This window comes from Streptomyces sp. NBC_00683 (assembly GCF_036226745.1).
GTDB lineage: Bacteria > Actinomycetota > Actinomycetes > Streptomycetales > Streptomycetaceae > Streptomyces.
Map to the genome: position 1 here is coordinate 1,735,889 of NZ_CP109013.1, position 16,104 is coordinate 1,751,992.

Here is a 16,104-nt window from a genome sequence, read left to right on the forward strand (position 1 = left end):
CGGTCAGAACAATGCTTTGGCGAGCTGCAGGGCCCCCTGCCGCCACGGGTCCCGGTGCGTCCTGCCGCTGGGGCTCCGCCGCGCACGTCCCGCGCTGCGCCACCACTCGTACGTCCTGAGCAACGCCTGCCTGTTGCTGACCCTGGGGGTGAAGCCCAGCTGCTCCCGTGCCTTGTCCGTCGACACGTAGGAGTCACGGGTCAGCTTGTGCACCAGGCGCCCGTACACCGGCGAGAGACGCAGGGCCGCGAGGGCTCGCAGCACCACCACTGCCGGCCCGACCGGAACCGTCACGACCCGCCGCCCGTGGCCTGCGGCGTCGAGCACCGCCTGGAAGTCGTCGCGCAGCGAAGTGAACTCGGCGGCACCGATGTTGAAGGTGTCGTTCACAGCGCTGTCCGGTCCCTCGCACACGCGCCGGATCGCCTCGCAGAGGTCGTCGACGTCCAGCATCTGCGCGGCGGCGTGGCCACCACCCATCAGGGGGAAGTTGCGCCCCTCGTCGGCCCATTCGAACAACATCGCGAAGAGCCCCAGCCGCTCCGGCCCGAGGAACGTCTTGGGCCGCAGGATCGGGACGCAGAAGCCCTGCTCCCGCGCGCGCAGCACGACCGATTCGGCGGCGAGCTTGGCGGAGGAATACGCGTCCACCGGCTCACACGGGTAGTCCTCGGGGGTCGGGCAGTGGCGGGGCAGGCCGTAGACGGCGGTCGACGAGATGTGCACAAGCCGTTGCACGCCGACGTGCCGGGCGGCCTCCACGACCGAAGCGGTGCCGTCCACGTCGACCGACCGGATGTCGGCGGCACGGTGGCTCGGCAGGGCGGCGGCCGAGTGGATGACCACGTCGGCGCCGCGAAAGGCGTTGATGAGCGCCGCCGTGTCGCGGACATCGGCCCGGACGTATTCGGCACGGTCACCGGCACCGGGTGCGAGCGGGCGGATATCGACGCCCGTCCATTCGATGCCGGGCCAGGGCCGGGCCAGAAGGGCAGTGCCGAGCATTCCGGCCGCGCCAGTGACGACAATGTTCATTTCACGTCCCTTTCTTCAAGCACGTACCGCACTCGCAGGGCCCGTCGAGGAAAAACATGCGATCCACCGGGGCATTGACCTGGCGCGACAATTTCGGGACCGCACTGGCTCATTCTCGCCAGGCCAGGAGTCGGACCTTACCGACCGGTGATTGCACCGGTCTTGGCGGTCGCCCCAAGGTCGGGGCAAGGTCCCGGTGCGAGGATCTGCAGGCTTGTACGACCAGCCAGCGGGGAGAAGTGTGAGTCCGTGAGCGAGACTGCGAACGTCGAACCATCCATCACCGAAGAAGAGCGGGCGGACCACGCGGCGCAGTCGGACGGCGTGGCTCAGGCCGGCCGTAGGCGCCGGCCCTGGCGCGTACGCCTGGCCGTCCTCGCCTGCACCGCGTGGCTGGCCTTCGTCGTGCTGCACCGGCTCCTCAGCAACCGGTTCTACTGGTGGGGCCCCTTCGACGTCATCCCGCCGCTGGCCTTCGCTCTCATTCCGCTGGCGCTGATCGCCGTGGCGCAGCTGGCACGGCCCGTTCGGTGGCGCCTCACCGCCGCGCCGGTGCTCGCGCTCGTGCTCGGCCTGAGTTGTTCCGGGCTGAATTTCAGCACCCTGTGGTACACGCCCCCGTCGGCACCCTCCGACGCGATCAAGCTCGTCACCTGGAACACCCAGTACTGGGACCAGGACCTCCAACCCGGAGGTCCGCACACCACCGACGGCTTCTACGCGTTTCTCCGCGGCCTCGATGCCGATGTGTATCTCCTGCAGGAATACGCGCACGTCGACATGACGAAGACGCACTGGGCGCAGGCTCGCGGCATCGACCAAGCGGCCCGGCTGCGCGCGGAGTTCCCCGGCTACGAGGTCGTGATCGAGGGCCGCAACGTCACCCTGTCCCGACTGCCGGTCGTCGGGCACCGCTGGCTGGACACGACCACCTGGCTGCCCGACGACCTCAAGCCCGTTCCGGACGCACTGCGGGACCGTCCGCTGTTCTACTCGTCGCAGACACAAGTGACGGACATTCGAGTGAACGGGAAGACCGTATCCTTCTACAACTCCCATCTGTTCCAGCCACCGCAGCGGCTGATGCGTCTCCAGAACGGCCCTGAAGGAAGCATGTTCGAGGTCGACCGGCTCAACTTCGAAATGCGGCGTGCCAGTTACGAGGCCATTCGCAAGGACGTCGCGGACAATCCCCACAGGATTGTTCTGGGCGGCGATCTGAACACATCGGCCGCGATGGGAATCAAGTCGATGATTCCCGACCGGCTCGTCGACCAGTCGCACGCGCTCCCGTCGCTCTATCCCGCCTCCTGGCCGTCGGGGAAGCGTGTCTGGCGGCTCGACTGGCTCTTCACGACCTCGAATGTCGCCGTTTCACGCTACGACCTGCTCGACTCGAAGGGCTTCTCGGACCACAGCGTCCAGCGCGTCACGCTGTGGCCCCGCTGACCGCGGGAGGCGTGGAACTCCGCAACTGCCCCCGCCCCGCGACGCTTCGTCGCGGGGCGGGGGCAGTTGCGGAGTTCCGGGCTCTCAGCGCCTGGTGCGTTCGCCGAGGCTGCCGAGGCTGAGGAAGGTGTACAGGAGAAGGGAGGAGGCGAGGCCCACCGCCCAGCCGTAGTCCGCGAGCGGCTTCAGGAACGGGATCAGGCCGTCGGCGGGGAACGGCCCCTTGCCCGGGGCGGAGTGGGAGCCGCCCACCGCGAGGACGCCGCCGGTCACGAAGGCCGCCACGGCACGCCAGTTCCAGCCGTTCGTGTACCAGTAGCGGCCGCCGGGCCGGTAGAGATCAGGCAGGTCCAGGACGGTGCGGCGGACGATCCAGTAGTCGGCGATCAGGATGCCGGCCACCGTACCGAGCAGACCCCCCACCAGGCCGAGCCAGGTGAAGATGTACAGCTCGGGGGTCTCGGTGAGCTTCCACGGCATGATCAGGACGCCGACGACTCCCGTGATCATGGCGCCCGTACGGAAGTTGATGAACTTGGGCGCCAGGTTCGCCAGGTCGTACGCGGGTGACACGACGTTCGCCGCGATGTTCACGGAGATCGTTGCGATCAGGACCGTGATCAGGCCGAAGAGGAGACCGAAGACGTTGTCGGTCTTGGCGACGAGCTGCACCGGGTCCCAGATGGCTTCCCCGTACACGGCCTGCGAGCCGGAGGTGACGAAGACGGAGAGCAGCGCGAAGAACGTCATGGTGGTCGGCAGCCCGAGCGACTGGCCCCAGATCTGCGCGCGTTGACCGGCACCGAAGCGGGTGAAGTCGGGGATGTTCAGCGACAGCGTGGACCAGAAGGCGATCATGCCCATCAGGGACGGGAAGAAGACCGGCCAGAAGTCGGATCCCCAGCCGAGCGCGGAGGGCTGGTCCAGGAGCGGGCCGAGACCGCCCGCCTTGACCGCGATCCACACCAGCAGGACCACCGCGCCGACGATGACGAAGGGCGCCGCCCAGTTCTCGAAGCGCCGCAGGGTGTCCATGCCCCGGTAGATGATGGCGAGTTCGAGCACCCAGAAGAGGGCGAAGCAGAGCCAGAGCGTCCAGGGCTGCCCGCCGATCTCGTCGGCCTGTGCCCAGCCGCCGAAGATCTTGCCGAGCAGGGTGAAGATGCCGACTCCGCCGATCCAGGTCTGGATCCCGAACCAGGCGCAGGCGACTCCTGCCCGGATCAGCGCGGGCAGGTTGGCGCCGCGCAGCCCGAAGGAGGCGCGGGCCAGCACGGGGAACGGGATCCCGTACTTGGGTCCGGCGTGCCCGGTGAGCAGCATCGGTGCCAGCACGATCAGGTTGGCCAGAGCGATCGTGAAGACGGCCTGCTTCCAGTCCATGCCGAGTGCGACGAGCCCCGAGGCCAGGAGCCAGGACGGGATGTTGTGCGCCATCCCGATCCACAGGGCGGCGAAGTTGTACGTCGTCCAGCGGCGCCGCTCCAGGGGGACGGGCAGCAGGTCGTCGTTGACGAAGCGGGGGTCGTCGGGGACGGATCCGGGGGCGAGTTCGATCCGGCCGGACGGGTCGGCTATCTGCTCGCCGGTACTGGACGGTGGGCCGGCTGGGCCGGGTGGGACGGTGGCGGTCATGGCGACGGGACCCTTCGCTCGGGAGCGGTGCCGTGCGGGGCGCGGGGGTTGTGCCGTGCGGGGCGCGGGGGGTTGTGCCGTGCGGGGCGCGGGGGGTTGTGCCGTGCGGACGGTGGTGGAGACGGTCGCTCGGGGACCGTCAGGCGGAGAGCGCGGGAATGATCGTGGAACCGTAGGCGTCGATGGTCGCCTCCCGCGCGTCGTGCATGTTGTACACGGCGAACTGGTCGACGCCCAGGTCCCGCAGGGCCTGCAGCTTCTCGATGTGCGCCTCGGCCGGACCCAGCAGGCAGAACCGGTCGACGATCTCGTCGGGGACGAAGGCCGTGTCCGGGTTCCCGGTGCGGCCGTGATGGCTGTAGTCGTATCCCGACCGTCCCGCGATGTACGCCGTGAGGGCTTCGGGCACGAGGTCCGAGTGCTCCCCGTACCGGGAGACGAGGTCGGCGACGTGGTTGCCGACCATTCCGCCGAACCAGCGGCACTGCTCGCGGGCGTGGTCCAGGTCCTCGCTCACATAGGCGGGCGCGGCGACGCAGATGGTGATGGAGTCCGGGTCACGGCCGGCGTCGGCCGCCGCGTCCCGTACCGCCTTGACCATCCACTCGGTGAGGTAGGGATCGGCCAGCTGGAGGATGAACCCGTCGGCCTTCTGCCCGGCGAGTGCGAGCGCCTTGGGTCCGTACGCCCCCATCCAGACGGGAAGTCTGCCGTCCTTCACCCAGGGGATCTGGACGGGCTGCCCGTCGACGGTGGCCTCGCGCCCCTCGGCGAGGTCGCGGATCACCTCGATGGCCTCGCCGAGCCGGGCCAGGGTGTTGGGCTTGCGGCCTGCCACGCGCATCGCCGAGTCGCCGCGCCCGATGCCGCAGACGGTGCGGTTGCCGTACATCTCGTTGAGGGTCGCGAAGGTGGAGGCGGTGACCTCCCACGTGCGGGTGCCGGGGTTGGTGACCATCGGGCCGACGATCAGCCGCTCGGTGTGTTCCAGGATCCGGCTGTAGATGACGAAGGGCTCCTGCCAGAGCACCGCCGAGTCGAAGGTCCATCCGTAGCGGAATCCGTTCCGCTCCGCGCGGCGCATCAGCCCGACCACGGCCGAGGCGGGCGGGTCGGTCTGGAGGACGAGTCCGAAGTCCATGGCAGGCGCTCCTGGTCCGGGTACTTACAGGTGGCGCGCGCGGCGTGCACGCCGCGCGCCGGTGAAGGTCCGTTCGTCGACGAGGACGTCAACCACGGGACGGCGGATCCGGTGGTCCGTGGAGGGGCGGCAGTGCCGTCGCCGAGTGCGCATACCGTCCTCTCCCGAGCTCCGGTCCTCACATACTCATGGGCACGCCGGCAGCGGCTTCGGGGCACTGCCCCCGAGTGACGTGCTCCGCAGATCTTTCCACAGGAGCCCGTGCCGAACCCTGTAGAACGACGCCTCGCACGCGAGTCGCGGGGGAATGATTCTGGACCGGTTCCGGGGTCTTGGGAAGAGGCCCGCCGCAGGTGCCCCGCGCTCCTCGGTGAGCGGGGTCGGCGCCCTGCCCGTCCGGTCCCGGAGGAGGGATTCGGAAGGCGGCTCCGCCGGAAGCCGTGCACGGGACAAGTGAACGGGACATAGGCCCGGGCGTTGGGCGCGGGCGGGTGCCGAGCATCTCGGGTCCACAGAAAGTTCGTCTGCTTTGCGGGATTTAGGAACGCATTCCCGAGAAAGGGTTCCCGACAGGTGTTGACGCGGCCCGGGGGTATTCACATAGGGTCGATCAGCCGGGACAATCCAGGGGGGGACGATGGTCCGGAACACTATATCCGCACGTTGTTCCTGTTGTCCCGAATTGGCGTGTTGTTGTCCCGCCGCACCCTTCTCCACCTGCTGAGGGCCCCAGAAACAGGCTTCCCCTGTTCCGCTTCGCCCAGTCGGCCGAGGTAATTTCCGCACGTCCTTCCGGCGTCGCCGCCGGTTTCGCCATGCCGTTTTCCTGATATCCGTCGGGGCCGCGTGGCTCGGATTTTACGTGCGTTCACATTCCGTTTATTGCCCAGCATGGCACAGACATTGCATACGCATGTCAGCTGCATGAAATTACGTATGGAGATGGTTCCGAATGACCCAGTCCACTACCCCGGAGAGCAGCGCGGCCCCGGTCGATGTGCGGTCGGTCGTCGCCGACGTCCTGGGAACGGACGTCCCTGGTGACGGGTCGTTCGTCGCCCATGGCGGCGACTCGTTCCACGCGGTGCTGATCGTCGCCCGGATCGAGGAGATATGGGGCGTCGAGGTCGACTTCCTGGATGTCCTGCAGTCCACTCCGGACCGCCTCGTCGAGCTGGTCGCCGAGGCCCTCCAGTCATGAGCCTCTCCCTCTCGGCCGGCTCCCCCGTCGGCGTCCCGGATGGCGCGACCGCCCATGGCGGGGTGCTGGAGTGGGCGGTCCGTACACCCGAGGCACCCGCGTTCAGGGCGAACGGACGGACCGTCACCTATCGGCGGCTGGTCGACAGGGCCCAGGCGGTGCGGACCACGCTGCTCTCGCGTGGGATGCAGCCCGGAACAGTGGTGCCCGTACTGGCGGCCCGTTCCGGCGAGTTGTTCACGGTGGCCGCGCTGGGCGTGCTGATGGCAGGTGGCGCGTACGCGGCGGTGGACCCGGCCTGGCCGGTGGCCCGGCTGACCGGGGTGCTCGACGACCTGGGATCGGCCCTGCTGCTCGACGCGACGGGCAACGGCCTGCCGCCGGCGCTGGCCGAGGTCACCGAGGTACTGGCGTTACCCGGGGCCACGGACGCCGCGCCGGCCCCTTCACCGGCCCCGCCGGCTGTCGAGGTCACTGCGGATGCGGCGGCCTGCGTGTTCTTCACCTCCGGTTCCACCGGTCGGCCCAAGGGAGTGGTTGTCCCGCACCGCGCCTTCCTGCGCACGTTCGTCGACGGCGGATTCGCGGAGTTCGGCCCCGACACGGTCATGCCCCTGCTCGCCGCGCCCTACTGGGACGCGGGCGCCCTGGAGGTCTTCGGCCCGCTGCTCAACGGCGGCTGCTGCGTCGAGGTGGACGAGGCACTGCTCACCCCTGACGCACTGCGCCGCCTGGTCCGCTCCGAGCGGATCACCACCCTCTGGCTGACCAGCTCCCTGCTCAACCTGATCACGGACGAGGACCCGGGCGCCTTCGCCGGGATCCGGCACCTGCTGACCGGCGGTGAACGGGTGTCGGCGGCGCATCTCGGGCGCCTGCTCGCCGAACACCCGCGGCTGCGTCTGTCCAACGGCTACGGACCGGTCGAGTCCATGGTGTTCGTCTCCACCCACGACGTGTCCGCGGCCGACCTCGCCGACCCCGCCGGGGTACCCGTCGGCAGCGCGATCCGCGGCACGGTCCTCGCCGTCGTGGACCAGGACTCCGCCCTGGTCCCGTTCGGCTCGGAGGGCGAACTCCTCGTCGGGGGTGAGGGGCTGGCCCTCGGATACCTGAACCGCCCGGAGGAGGACGCCCGCCGGTTCACCCGCCTGGACCTCCCCTCCGGCGAGCACCTGCGGGTGTACCGCACCGGCGACCGGGTCCGGATGGACGACTCCGGCCGGCTCTCCTACCTCGGGCGTGAGGACCGCCAGTTCAAGCTGCGCGGCTACCGGGTGGAACCCGGCGAGGTCGAGCGCTCGGTGGCCCTGGTCGACGGGGTCCGGGAGGCGTTCCTGGTCCCGCTCAGGGACGCGGCCGGCACGGTGACCGAGGCGGTGTGCGCGTACACGGCGGAACCGGGACGGCACCTCGCGCCGAAGCAGCTGCGCCGGCTGAGTGCCGCCGCGCTTCCCGCCCATCTGCGTCCCGACCGCTTCGTGCTGCTGGAGTCCGTGCCGCTCGGAGCCACCGGGAAGGCCGACCTCCGCGGGATCGAGGCGCTGGTGCGCCCGGAGCAGGGCCGTACGGGCACGTCCGCCTCCGAACCGGGGCCCCTGGCAGAGGCGTCGCCCGCGCTCGGCGAGGTCCGGGAGCTGCTCGGCCTGCCCTCGCTGTCCCCCGGCCAGGACCTGATCGCCGAGGGGGTCACCTCGCTTCAGGTGATCCGGATCGCCGCCCGGCTGTCCCGGCTCCTGGACGTGGAGCTCTCGGCGGGTGACGTCTACCGTCACGGCAGCGTCGCCGGGCTGGAGCTCCTCGCGTCCCGACTTCCGTCCCGGGAAAGGGAGATGAAGCCGGACCGGACAGGGAGGGAGGGCGACCTCTCGGCCGGGGAGCGGCGCTTCTGGCTGGCCGAGCGCCTGGCGCCGGGCGCACCCGGCCATGTCGCGGTGAGCAGGATCGAGGTGACGGGAACGGTCCACCCGGACCGGCTGGGCGAGGCCCTCACCGCGGTCGTCGCGGCGCACCCGGCGTTACGGACCTCGTATCCGCTGCGGGACGGTCGCCCGCGGCGGTCCGTGACGGCACAACCGGCGCCGCAGCCCCTGCTGGTCCGTGCCGCGGGTCCCGACCTCGAGGCCGACCTGGCCGCGATGCTCCGGGAGCTCGCCGCCTCGGTCCACGACCTGGCCCACGGCCCGTTGCTGGCAGCCGGGCTGCTGACCGGGGCAGCGGACCGGCACTCCCTTCTCGTCGCCGTGCACCACAGCGTCTATGACGCGAGGTCGGAGGAGATCCTTCTCGCCGATCTGGCCACCGCCTACGCGGGGGAACCCCTGGCCGGCCACCGGGCGCCGAAGGGAACGGCCGACGTCGTACGGGACTCCCACCGGGAGTTCTGGAGCAGCCGGCTGGAGGGCGTCCGGCCTCTCGCCCTGCCGGGCGGGCGGTATCCGACGATGCGCGGGCTCTGGACCTCGCCCCCGGCCCCGGCGGTGCCGCTGGCACTGCCGGAACGGGCCGCGCACCTGCTCCGGGCGGCGGCTGCCACGAACCGCAGCCCTGCACTGGTCCCCCTCCTCACCGCCTGGTGGCGGGCCCTCGCGGACTGGACCGGGCAGCACGACGTGACCGTCGGCACCATCGTGGCCGGCCGGGAACCCGCCGAGGAGCGGACGGTCGGCTACTTCGCCAACGGCCTGCCGGTGCGGCTGCCCGGAGTCCCCGGTTCGTTCGGCGGCGAACCGCTCGCCACGGTGCGGGAGCAGCTGCTGGACGCGCTCGCCCATGCCGCGCTGCCGACGGACGAGATCGCGAGCCTGGCCCCGCGTCCGGGGGACGGGCGGATGCCGCTCTACCAGAACCTGCTGGTGCTCCAACGGGTCACCCCGCCGGTGCGTTCGGGCGGGGTGACCTTCACACCCCGGCCGGCGCCGCCGCTGGGACCACAGGCGGAGCTCTGCTGCGAACTGTGGGAGGAGGGCGACGAACTGTCCGGCGCACTGCACACGCCGGCCGGGCTGATCGAACCCTCCGAACTCGCCCGACTCAGCCACCTCTTCACCACCGAGTTGACCAACCTGCTTGAGAAGGACCTGATATGAGCGACACCCTGCCGAGAGCAGTTCCGGTGGCTCCCGACCCGGCCGGAACGGCCCCGCTGACCTGGACCCAGGAGCGCATCTGGTTCGAGGAGAGGCTGAACCCCGGCAGCACCACGTACCACATGCCGGTGGTCTCCCGGGTCCGCGGCGACCTCGATCTGCCCGCACTCCGGAGCGCTGTCGACCTGCTGGTCCGGCGCCACTCGGCGCTGCGCACCGTCTTCCGGAGCAGCGACGGCAACCCGGTGCAGCGGGTGATTTCGGCCGCCGAGGCGCAGGTGGTCGTCGAGGAGCGCGACGTACGGGACCGGACCGACCCGGAGGCGGCGGCGCGGGCCGAGGCGCTGCGGGAGGGGCGAAGGCTCTTCGACCTGGCGCACGGGCCGCTGATCCGGGTTCTCGTGATCCGGAGCGCCGCAGCCGAGTGGCTGCTTGTTGTGACGGTTCATCACATCGTGTTCGACGGCTGGTCCTTCGGCATCCTCTTCGGCGAGCTCTCCTCGGCCTATGCCGCAGCAAGGAACGGGGCCACGGCCGAACTGCCGCTTCTGCGGAAGAACTTCGCCGATGCCGCGCGCACCGAGCGGGAGCAGCTCGACGGCGAGGCGGTCGAGGGACTGCTGTCCTGGTGGCGCGAGTACCTCGCGGACACCCCGCAGCTGCTCGACCTGCCGGTGGACCACGCCCGTCCCGCCGTCCGGGGCCACCGCGGCGCGCAGGCGCGACTTCGGCTCGACCCCACCGTCAGTGCGGGCACCCGGGCGTTGGGCCGGTCCCGTGAGGCGACCCTGTACACGACACTGCTCGCGGCCTTCGGGGTGGTACTCGCTCGCCAGACCGGCCAGGACACGATGCTGGTCGGTTCTCCGGTCTCCACACGGGGGGCCGGCCAGTACCGGCTGCTCGGCTGCTTCCTGAACACCCTCCCGGTGCGCCTCGACCTGGCAGGGGACCCGGCCTTCGGGGATCTGCTCGACCGGGTGCGGCACAGTTCGCAGGAGGCCTTCGCACACCAGCGGGTGCCCTTCCACCGGCTGGTCGACGACCAGGGTCCCGGCGGTGACCTCGCCCGCAGCCGGCTGGTCCAGGTCTTCTTCAACGTCGTGCCTCCCGTCTCGGCACCGGACCTCGCCGGCTGCACGGTCGAGAGCCTCCCGTTCGAGGACGTGGACAACAAGTTCGACCTGACGCTCTATGTCTCGGATGCCGAGGGCCTGCTGACCCTCGACGCGGTCTACGACGCGGAGCTCTACCTGCCCGCACGGATCGAGGACCTGCTCGATCAGACGGCGGCGGTACTGGCCCAGGCGGTCGCCCGGCCGGACGTCAGGATCAGCGACCTCGACCTCGGCACCTCCCGCTCCCGGGCACGGTCGGCCGACCCGTCGCTCGACCAGCCGGCACGGCACCCCGAACCACTGACCAGCAGACTCGCCGAACACGCGAGACGCACCCCGGACCGGCCGGCTCTCATCGGTGCGGGCAGGACCCTGAACTACGCGGACCTCTGGGACGGCACCGAGCGGATCTCCCGGTGGCTGCACGGCCGTGGGGTGGGCAGGGGCGACGTCGTCGCGGTCCACGCGAGCCGCCATCCGGCCACCGCGGTGGCGCTGCTGGGCGTGCTGCGCTCCGGAGCCGCCTTCGCGGTCCTCGACGCGGACCGTCCCGCCGAGGAGACCGCGCTCCGAGCCACGGAACTCGCCCCGCGCGCCTGGCTCGCGGCGGCACCCGGTCGGCAGCCCGGCGCCTTCGCCGACGGGCCGGTGCTGGACGTCGGCGCCGTCCTGGCCGGTGCGCTCCCGGACGACGCCGTACCGGAAAGCGGTACCGGCACCACGCCCGGCCCCGACGACCCCGCCTATGTGGCTTTCACCTCGGGCACCACCGGGCGTCCGCGGCGGATCATCGGCACCCACGGCCCGCTGATCCACTTCCTCGACTGGTACGCCCGGGAGTTCAGGTTCACCCCGGCCGATCGGTTCTCGGTGCTGTCCGGGCTCGGCCACGACCCGTTCCTGCGGGATGTGCTGGCCCCGCTCTGGGCCGGTGCGGCGGCCGTCTTCCCCGACGCCGACGTACGCGACGCCGAGACCCTCGCCGCTGAACTGCGCAGCCGCGAGGTCACCGTGACCCACCTGACGCCCGCACTCGCGGACTCGCTGGCAGCCGTCGGCGGGCCGGGCTGGCCGCAGCTGCGGCTGGCCGGCTTCGGCGGAGACGTGCTGACCTGGCGGACCGTCCAGGAGTGGACCGCGCTGGCCCCCGGCGCCGATCTGCTCAACCTGTACGGAGCCACGGAGACACCGCAGGCGGTGTCGGTTCACCTCGCCCGGGCGGCCGGCGGCCCCGTACCGTCCGGCCGTGGCCGTGTCCCGCTCGGAGCGGGCATCGACGCCGTCCAGCTGCTGGTGCTCAACGGGGAACGGCAGACCGGCATCGGGGAGCTCGGCGAGGTCGTCGTCCGCACACCGCATCTGGCGCGCTACGCCGAGGAACGGCCGGGCACCGACCGGCCGGAAGGCCCCGAACGGCGCACGGGCTTCACCGGGAGCCCCTTCGCGGACCGGGGATCCGAATGGGTCTACCGCACCGGCGACCGGGCCAGGCTGCGACCGGACGGACTCCTGGACTATGTGGGCCGGGCCGACCAGCAGGTGAAGGTACGCGGGTTCCGGGTGGAGCCCGCAGAGATCGAAACGGCGCTGCTGACCCTGCCGTCCGTGCGCGCGGCGGCGGTGCTGGCCGTGCCGGAACCCGGCGCGGGGCACCGGCTGGTCGGCTACCTGGCGACCGGCGGTGAGCGGCCCGACCTCGCGGCGGTTCGCCGGTCACTGGCCGCCCGGCTCGCCGACCACAAGGTTCCGGGCAGCTTCGTCGTCGTCGACACGTTCCCGCTGACCGCGAACGGGAAGCTGGACCGGGCGGGGCTGGCGTCCCTGGGACCCGAGGAGTCCGCCGTCGCAGCGCACGTGCCTCCCGCCGCCGGCATCGAGACGGAGCTGGCCGCGATCTGGGCCGAGGTGCTGCGCCGCGAGCGGATCGGGGCGACCGACGACTTCTTCGCACTCGGCGGCCACTCCCTGCTGCTCAGCCAGGTGCTGGTACGGGTGCGCCGCGAGCTGGGCACGGACCTGACGCTGCGGGACCTCTTCGAGCACCCCACGGTCGCCGGACTTGCCCAGCTGGTCGGCACCACGGCAGGCACGGCGGAGGAAGCCGGCGCAGCGCACGCGCTGCCTGTTCCGAGATCCACCGCCCCGGGGCCCGCCCCGCTCTCCTGGACCCAGGAGAGCCTCTGGTTCGAGGAGCAGCTGCGCCCCGGCGACGCGGCCTACAACATGCCGCTGGTACTCCGGATCAGCGGACCGCTGGACACCGGCGTGCTCCAGCGTGCCGTGGACTCCGTCGTGGCACGGAACGCCGTGCTGCGCTCGCGCTTCTCGCTGGTGGACGGCGCCCCGGTGCAGACCACGGTGCCCCGGGCACGGGTCGTGGTGCGGGAAGCCGACCTGGGTGCGGTGTCCGAGGCGTCCGCCCTGGAGTCCGCGATGCGGGAGACCAAGCGGCCGTTCGATCTCGCCGAGGGTCCGCTGCTGAGGGTCGCGGTGCTCCGGTCCGGTGGGGGCACCGCACTGCTGGTGCTGACGGTTCATCACATCGTGTTCGACGGCTGGTCCTTCGGGCTCCTGCTGGATGCTCTCGGGGAGGCGTACCGGGCCGACGCCGGGGACACGCCGCAGCCGTCGGAGCGGCCGGACGGGCTCCAGTTCGCCGATGTGGCCCGCTGGGAGCGCGGGGAACTGGCCGGCCGCCGTCTGGAAGAACTGCTGTCCTGGTGGAGCGAGTACCTCGGCGACACCCCCACCCTGCTCCAGTTGCCCACCGACCGACCGCGCCCGCCGGTCCAGGCGCACCGGGGCGCCCGGTACCGCTTCGCGATCGACGCGGCGACTTCCGAAGGGCTTCGCACGCTGGGGCGGGAGACCGGCGCCACGCTGTTCATGACACTGCTCTCCGCTTTCGGCGTGGTGCTGTCCCGCCACACGGGGCAGCGGCAGCTCCTGGTCGGCACCCCGGTGGCGAACCGGTCCAGGCCCGAGTTCGAGGAACTGGTCGGCTGCTTCGTCAACACCGTCCCGGTGCGCGTCGACCTGCGTGACGAACCGGTCTTCACGGAGCTGCTCGGCCGGGTCAGGGACAGCGCTCTGGCCGCCTTCGAGCACCAGCAGGTGCCGTTCAGCAAGCTGGTCGGCGCCCACGTCGCGGAGCGGGACCTGTCCCGTAACCCGCTGGTGCAGGTGCTGTTCGCGCTCCAGAACGTCAGGCTCGGCTCCTTCGACGCCCCGGGGCTGAGCTCCGAACTCGTCGAAGCGACCGCGGCCAACAGCCAGTTCGACCTCAATCTGCGGATGCTGGACGACGGCCGGGAGATCCTGGGCTGGCTCGACTACGACACGGACCTGTTCGACGAGGCGACCGTTCAGCGGCTGGTGGAACACCTCAGCAATGTCACGGCGGCCGTCGTGGCGCAACGGCAGGTGCCGGTCTCCACCGTGGAACTGATCGGCAGTGCGGAGCGCGAGCGCCTGCTGACCACGTGGAACGACACGGCCGAGTCGTGGTCACCCGAGCCGACCCTGACCTCGCTGCTCGAGGAGCAGAGCCGGCGCACCCCCGGCGCCGTGGCCGTCCGCTTCGGCGGCCGGCAGCTCGACTACGCCGAGCTGCACCGGCGTGCCGACCGGCTGGCCCTGCGGCTGCGTGGGCTGGGGGTGGGCCCGGACGTGGTGGTGGGTGTCCGCCTGGAGCGGTCGCTGGAGCTGATGATCGGCCTGCTCGCGGTGCTGAAGGCCGGGGGCGGCTATCTGCCGCTCGACCCTGGATACCCGGCGGAGCGGCTGGAGTTCATGCTCGCCGACTCCGGGGCGGCGGTGCTGCTGACCGGTCCTGGGAGCAGTGGGGTGGTGGCCGAGGGCGTCACCGTGCTGACCCTCGGGCGGGGCGACGCGGAGGACGGCACCGGGGACGGAACGCCGTACGACGCGCCCGTCGAAGCGCCGGCCGACGCACCGTACCCGGTCGCCGGCCCCGACCATCTGGCGTACACCATCTACACCTCCGGCTCCACGGGGCGGCCCAAGGGCGTGCAGGTGCCGCACCGGGGCATCGTCAACCGGCTGCGCTGGATGCAGTCGGCGTACCACCTCGACGCCGATGACACCGTGCTGCAGAAGACTCCGATCAGTTTCGACGTATCGGTCTGGGAGCTGTTCTGGCCGCTGCTCACCGGGGCCGTGCTGGTCCTCGCCGACCCGGGCGGCCACCGCGACCCCGGCTACCTGGCCGAGCTCGTCCAGCGGGAGAAGGTGACGGTCTGCCATTTCGTCCCGCCGATGCTCGGCTCGTTCCTGGACGCGCCGGAGGCGGCCCGGTGCGGCTCGCTCCGGCTGGTGGTGTGCAGCGGTGAGGCGCTGCCCGCCGAACTCGCCCAGCGCTTCCACCGCACGCTGCCCGCGGCCCTGGAGAACCTCTACGGACCCACCGAGGCGTCCGTGGACGTCACCCGCTGGTCGTCGCGCCCGGACTGGTCACGCCCCGGGCTGCCGATCGGCACCCCGATCGCCAACACCCGGGTGTACGTGCTGGACGGCCTGATGTCGCCGGCACCGATCGGAGTGCCCGGGGAGCTGTATCTCGGCGGGGTGCAGCTGGCCCGCGGTTACGGCGGGCGGCCCGCGCTCACCGCCGACCGCTTCGTGCCCGACCCCTTCGCCGGTGACGGCTCCCGGCTCTACCGCACCGGTGACCTCGCCCGGTGGCTGCCCGAGGGGGTGGTCGAGTACCTCGGCAGGACCGACGACCAGGTGAAGGTCCGCGGCTTCCGTATCGAACTCGGCGAGATCGAGGCGGCGTTGACCGCGCTGCCGGGTGTCGGCCAGGCGGTGGTCGTCGTGCGCGCGGACGGCCCCGGGGACCGGCGCATCGTTGCCTACCTGACGCCCGGCAGCACCGGAACCGCCGGTCCGACCGGCCGGGAGCTGCGGGCGGGGCTGGGCAGGGTACTGCCCGAGCACATGGTGCCCAGCGCCTTCGTACTGCTCGACGCCCTGCCGCTGAGCCCCAACGGCAAGGTCGACCGCGGCGCCCTGCCGGCACCCGGGCACGCCCGGGCCGAGGCGACCGAGTACCGCGCACCGGGCACCCCGGCCGAGCGGCAGCTCGCCGAGCTGTGGCAGCAGGTCCTGCTGATCGACCGGATCGGCGTGCGGGACAACTTCTTCGAGCTCGGCGGCGATTCCATGCACGCGGTGCGGATCAGCGGCCTCGCCCGGGAGCGGGGACTCGACCTCCCGCTGACCGAACTGTTCGCGCACCCGACCATCGAGGCTGTCGCCGCAGGCCTGGCGACCAGGACCGGGCCTTCGGCCGGACCGGGGCCGACGCCGCCGGCCGATCGGCCGGGGGTGGCCGCATTCGCCCTGCTCTCCCCCGAGGACCTGGCCAGGCTGCGCTCCGGCTGACATCCGCCCGCGCCCCGGCCGCCCCCTGCC

At 71.5% G+C, this 16,104-nt stretch carries 7 protein-coding genes; 4 read left to right on the forward strand and 3 right to left on the reverse strand.

The features are described 5' to 3' along the window. Positions 1-3: 3 nt before the first annotated feature. Positions 4-1,035, reverse strand: coding sequence for an NAD-dependent epimerase/dehydratase family protein (locus tag OG257_RS07655; protein WP_329205917.1), 1,032 nt, complete (start codon positions 1,033-1,035; stop codon positions 4-6). Positions 1,036-1,284: 249 nt separating this feature from the next. On the opposite strand from OG257_RS07655, the gene OG257_RS07660 reads away from it, so the two are divergent. After that, the gene (locus tag OG257_RS07660) at positions 1,285-2,484 is read left to right on the forward strand and encodes an endonuclease/exonuclease/phosphatase family protein (RefSeq protein WP_329205919.1); all 1,200 of its coding nucleotides are present in this window, start codon (positions 1,285-1,287) and stop codon (positions 2,482-2,484) included. Positions 2,485-2,568: 84 nt separating this feature from the next. Here OG257_RS07660 and OG257_RS07665 read toward each other — a convergent pair whose 3' ends face one another. Together OG257_RS07665 and OG257_RS07670 are read right to left on the reverse strand one after the other, a co-directional pair. Next, positions 2,569-4,119 (reverse strand): NCS1 family nucleobase:cation symporter-1, encoded by a 1,551-nt coding sequence (locus OG257_RS07665; protein ID WP_329205920.1) that lies wholly within the window; start codon positions 4,117-4,119, stop codon positions 2,569-2,571. Positions 4,120-4,258: 139 nt separating this feature from the next. Continuing rightward, positions 4,259-5,260, reverse strand: coding sequence for a TIGR03842 family LLM class F420-dependent oxidoreductase (locus tag OG257_RS07670; protein ID WP_329205922.1), 1,002 nt, complete (start codon positions 5,258-5,260; stop codon positions 4,259-4,261). 952 nt (positions 5,261-6,212) lie between these two features. Here OG257_RS07670 and OG257_RS07675 point away from each other — a divergent pair. From OG257_RS07675 to OG257_RS07685, 3 genes are read left to right on the forward strand one after another with little or no spacing between them, the layout of a single operon-like run. Then, positions 6,213-6,461 (forward strand): acyl carrier protein, encoded by a 249-nt coding sequence (locus OG257_RS07675; protein ID WP_329205923.1) that lies wholly within the window; start codon positions 6,213-6,215, stop codon positions 6,459-6,461. Further along, positions 6,458-9,550, forward strand: a complete 3,093-nt coding sequence (locus OG257_RS07680; protein ID WP_329205924.1) for an amino acid adenylation domain-containing protein — start codon at positions 6,458-6,460, stop codon at positions 9,548-9,550. Before OG257_RS07675 ends, OG257_RS07680 begins: the two co-directional genes overlap by 4 nt. Next, positions 9,547-16,074: a non-ribosomal peptide synthetase gene (locus OG257_RS07685; protein ID WP_329205926.1), complete on the forward strand. Its 6,528-nt coding sequence runs from the start codon at positions 9,547-9,549 to the stop codon at positions 16,072-16,074. The genes OG257_RS07680 and OG257_RS07685 overlap by 4 nt, the downstream gene beginning before the upstream one ends. Positions 16,075-16,104 lie beyond the last annotated feature (30 nt).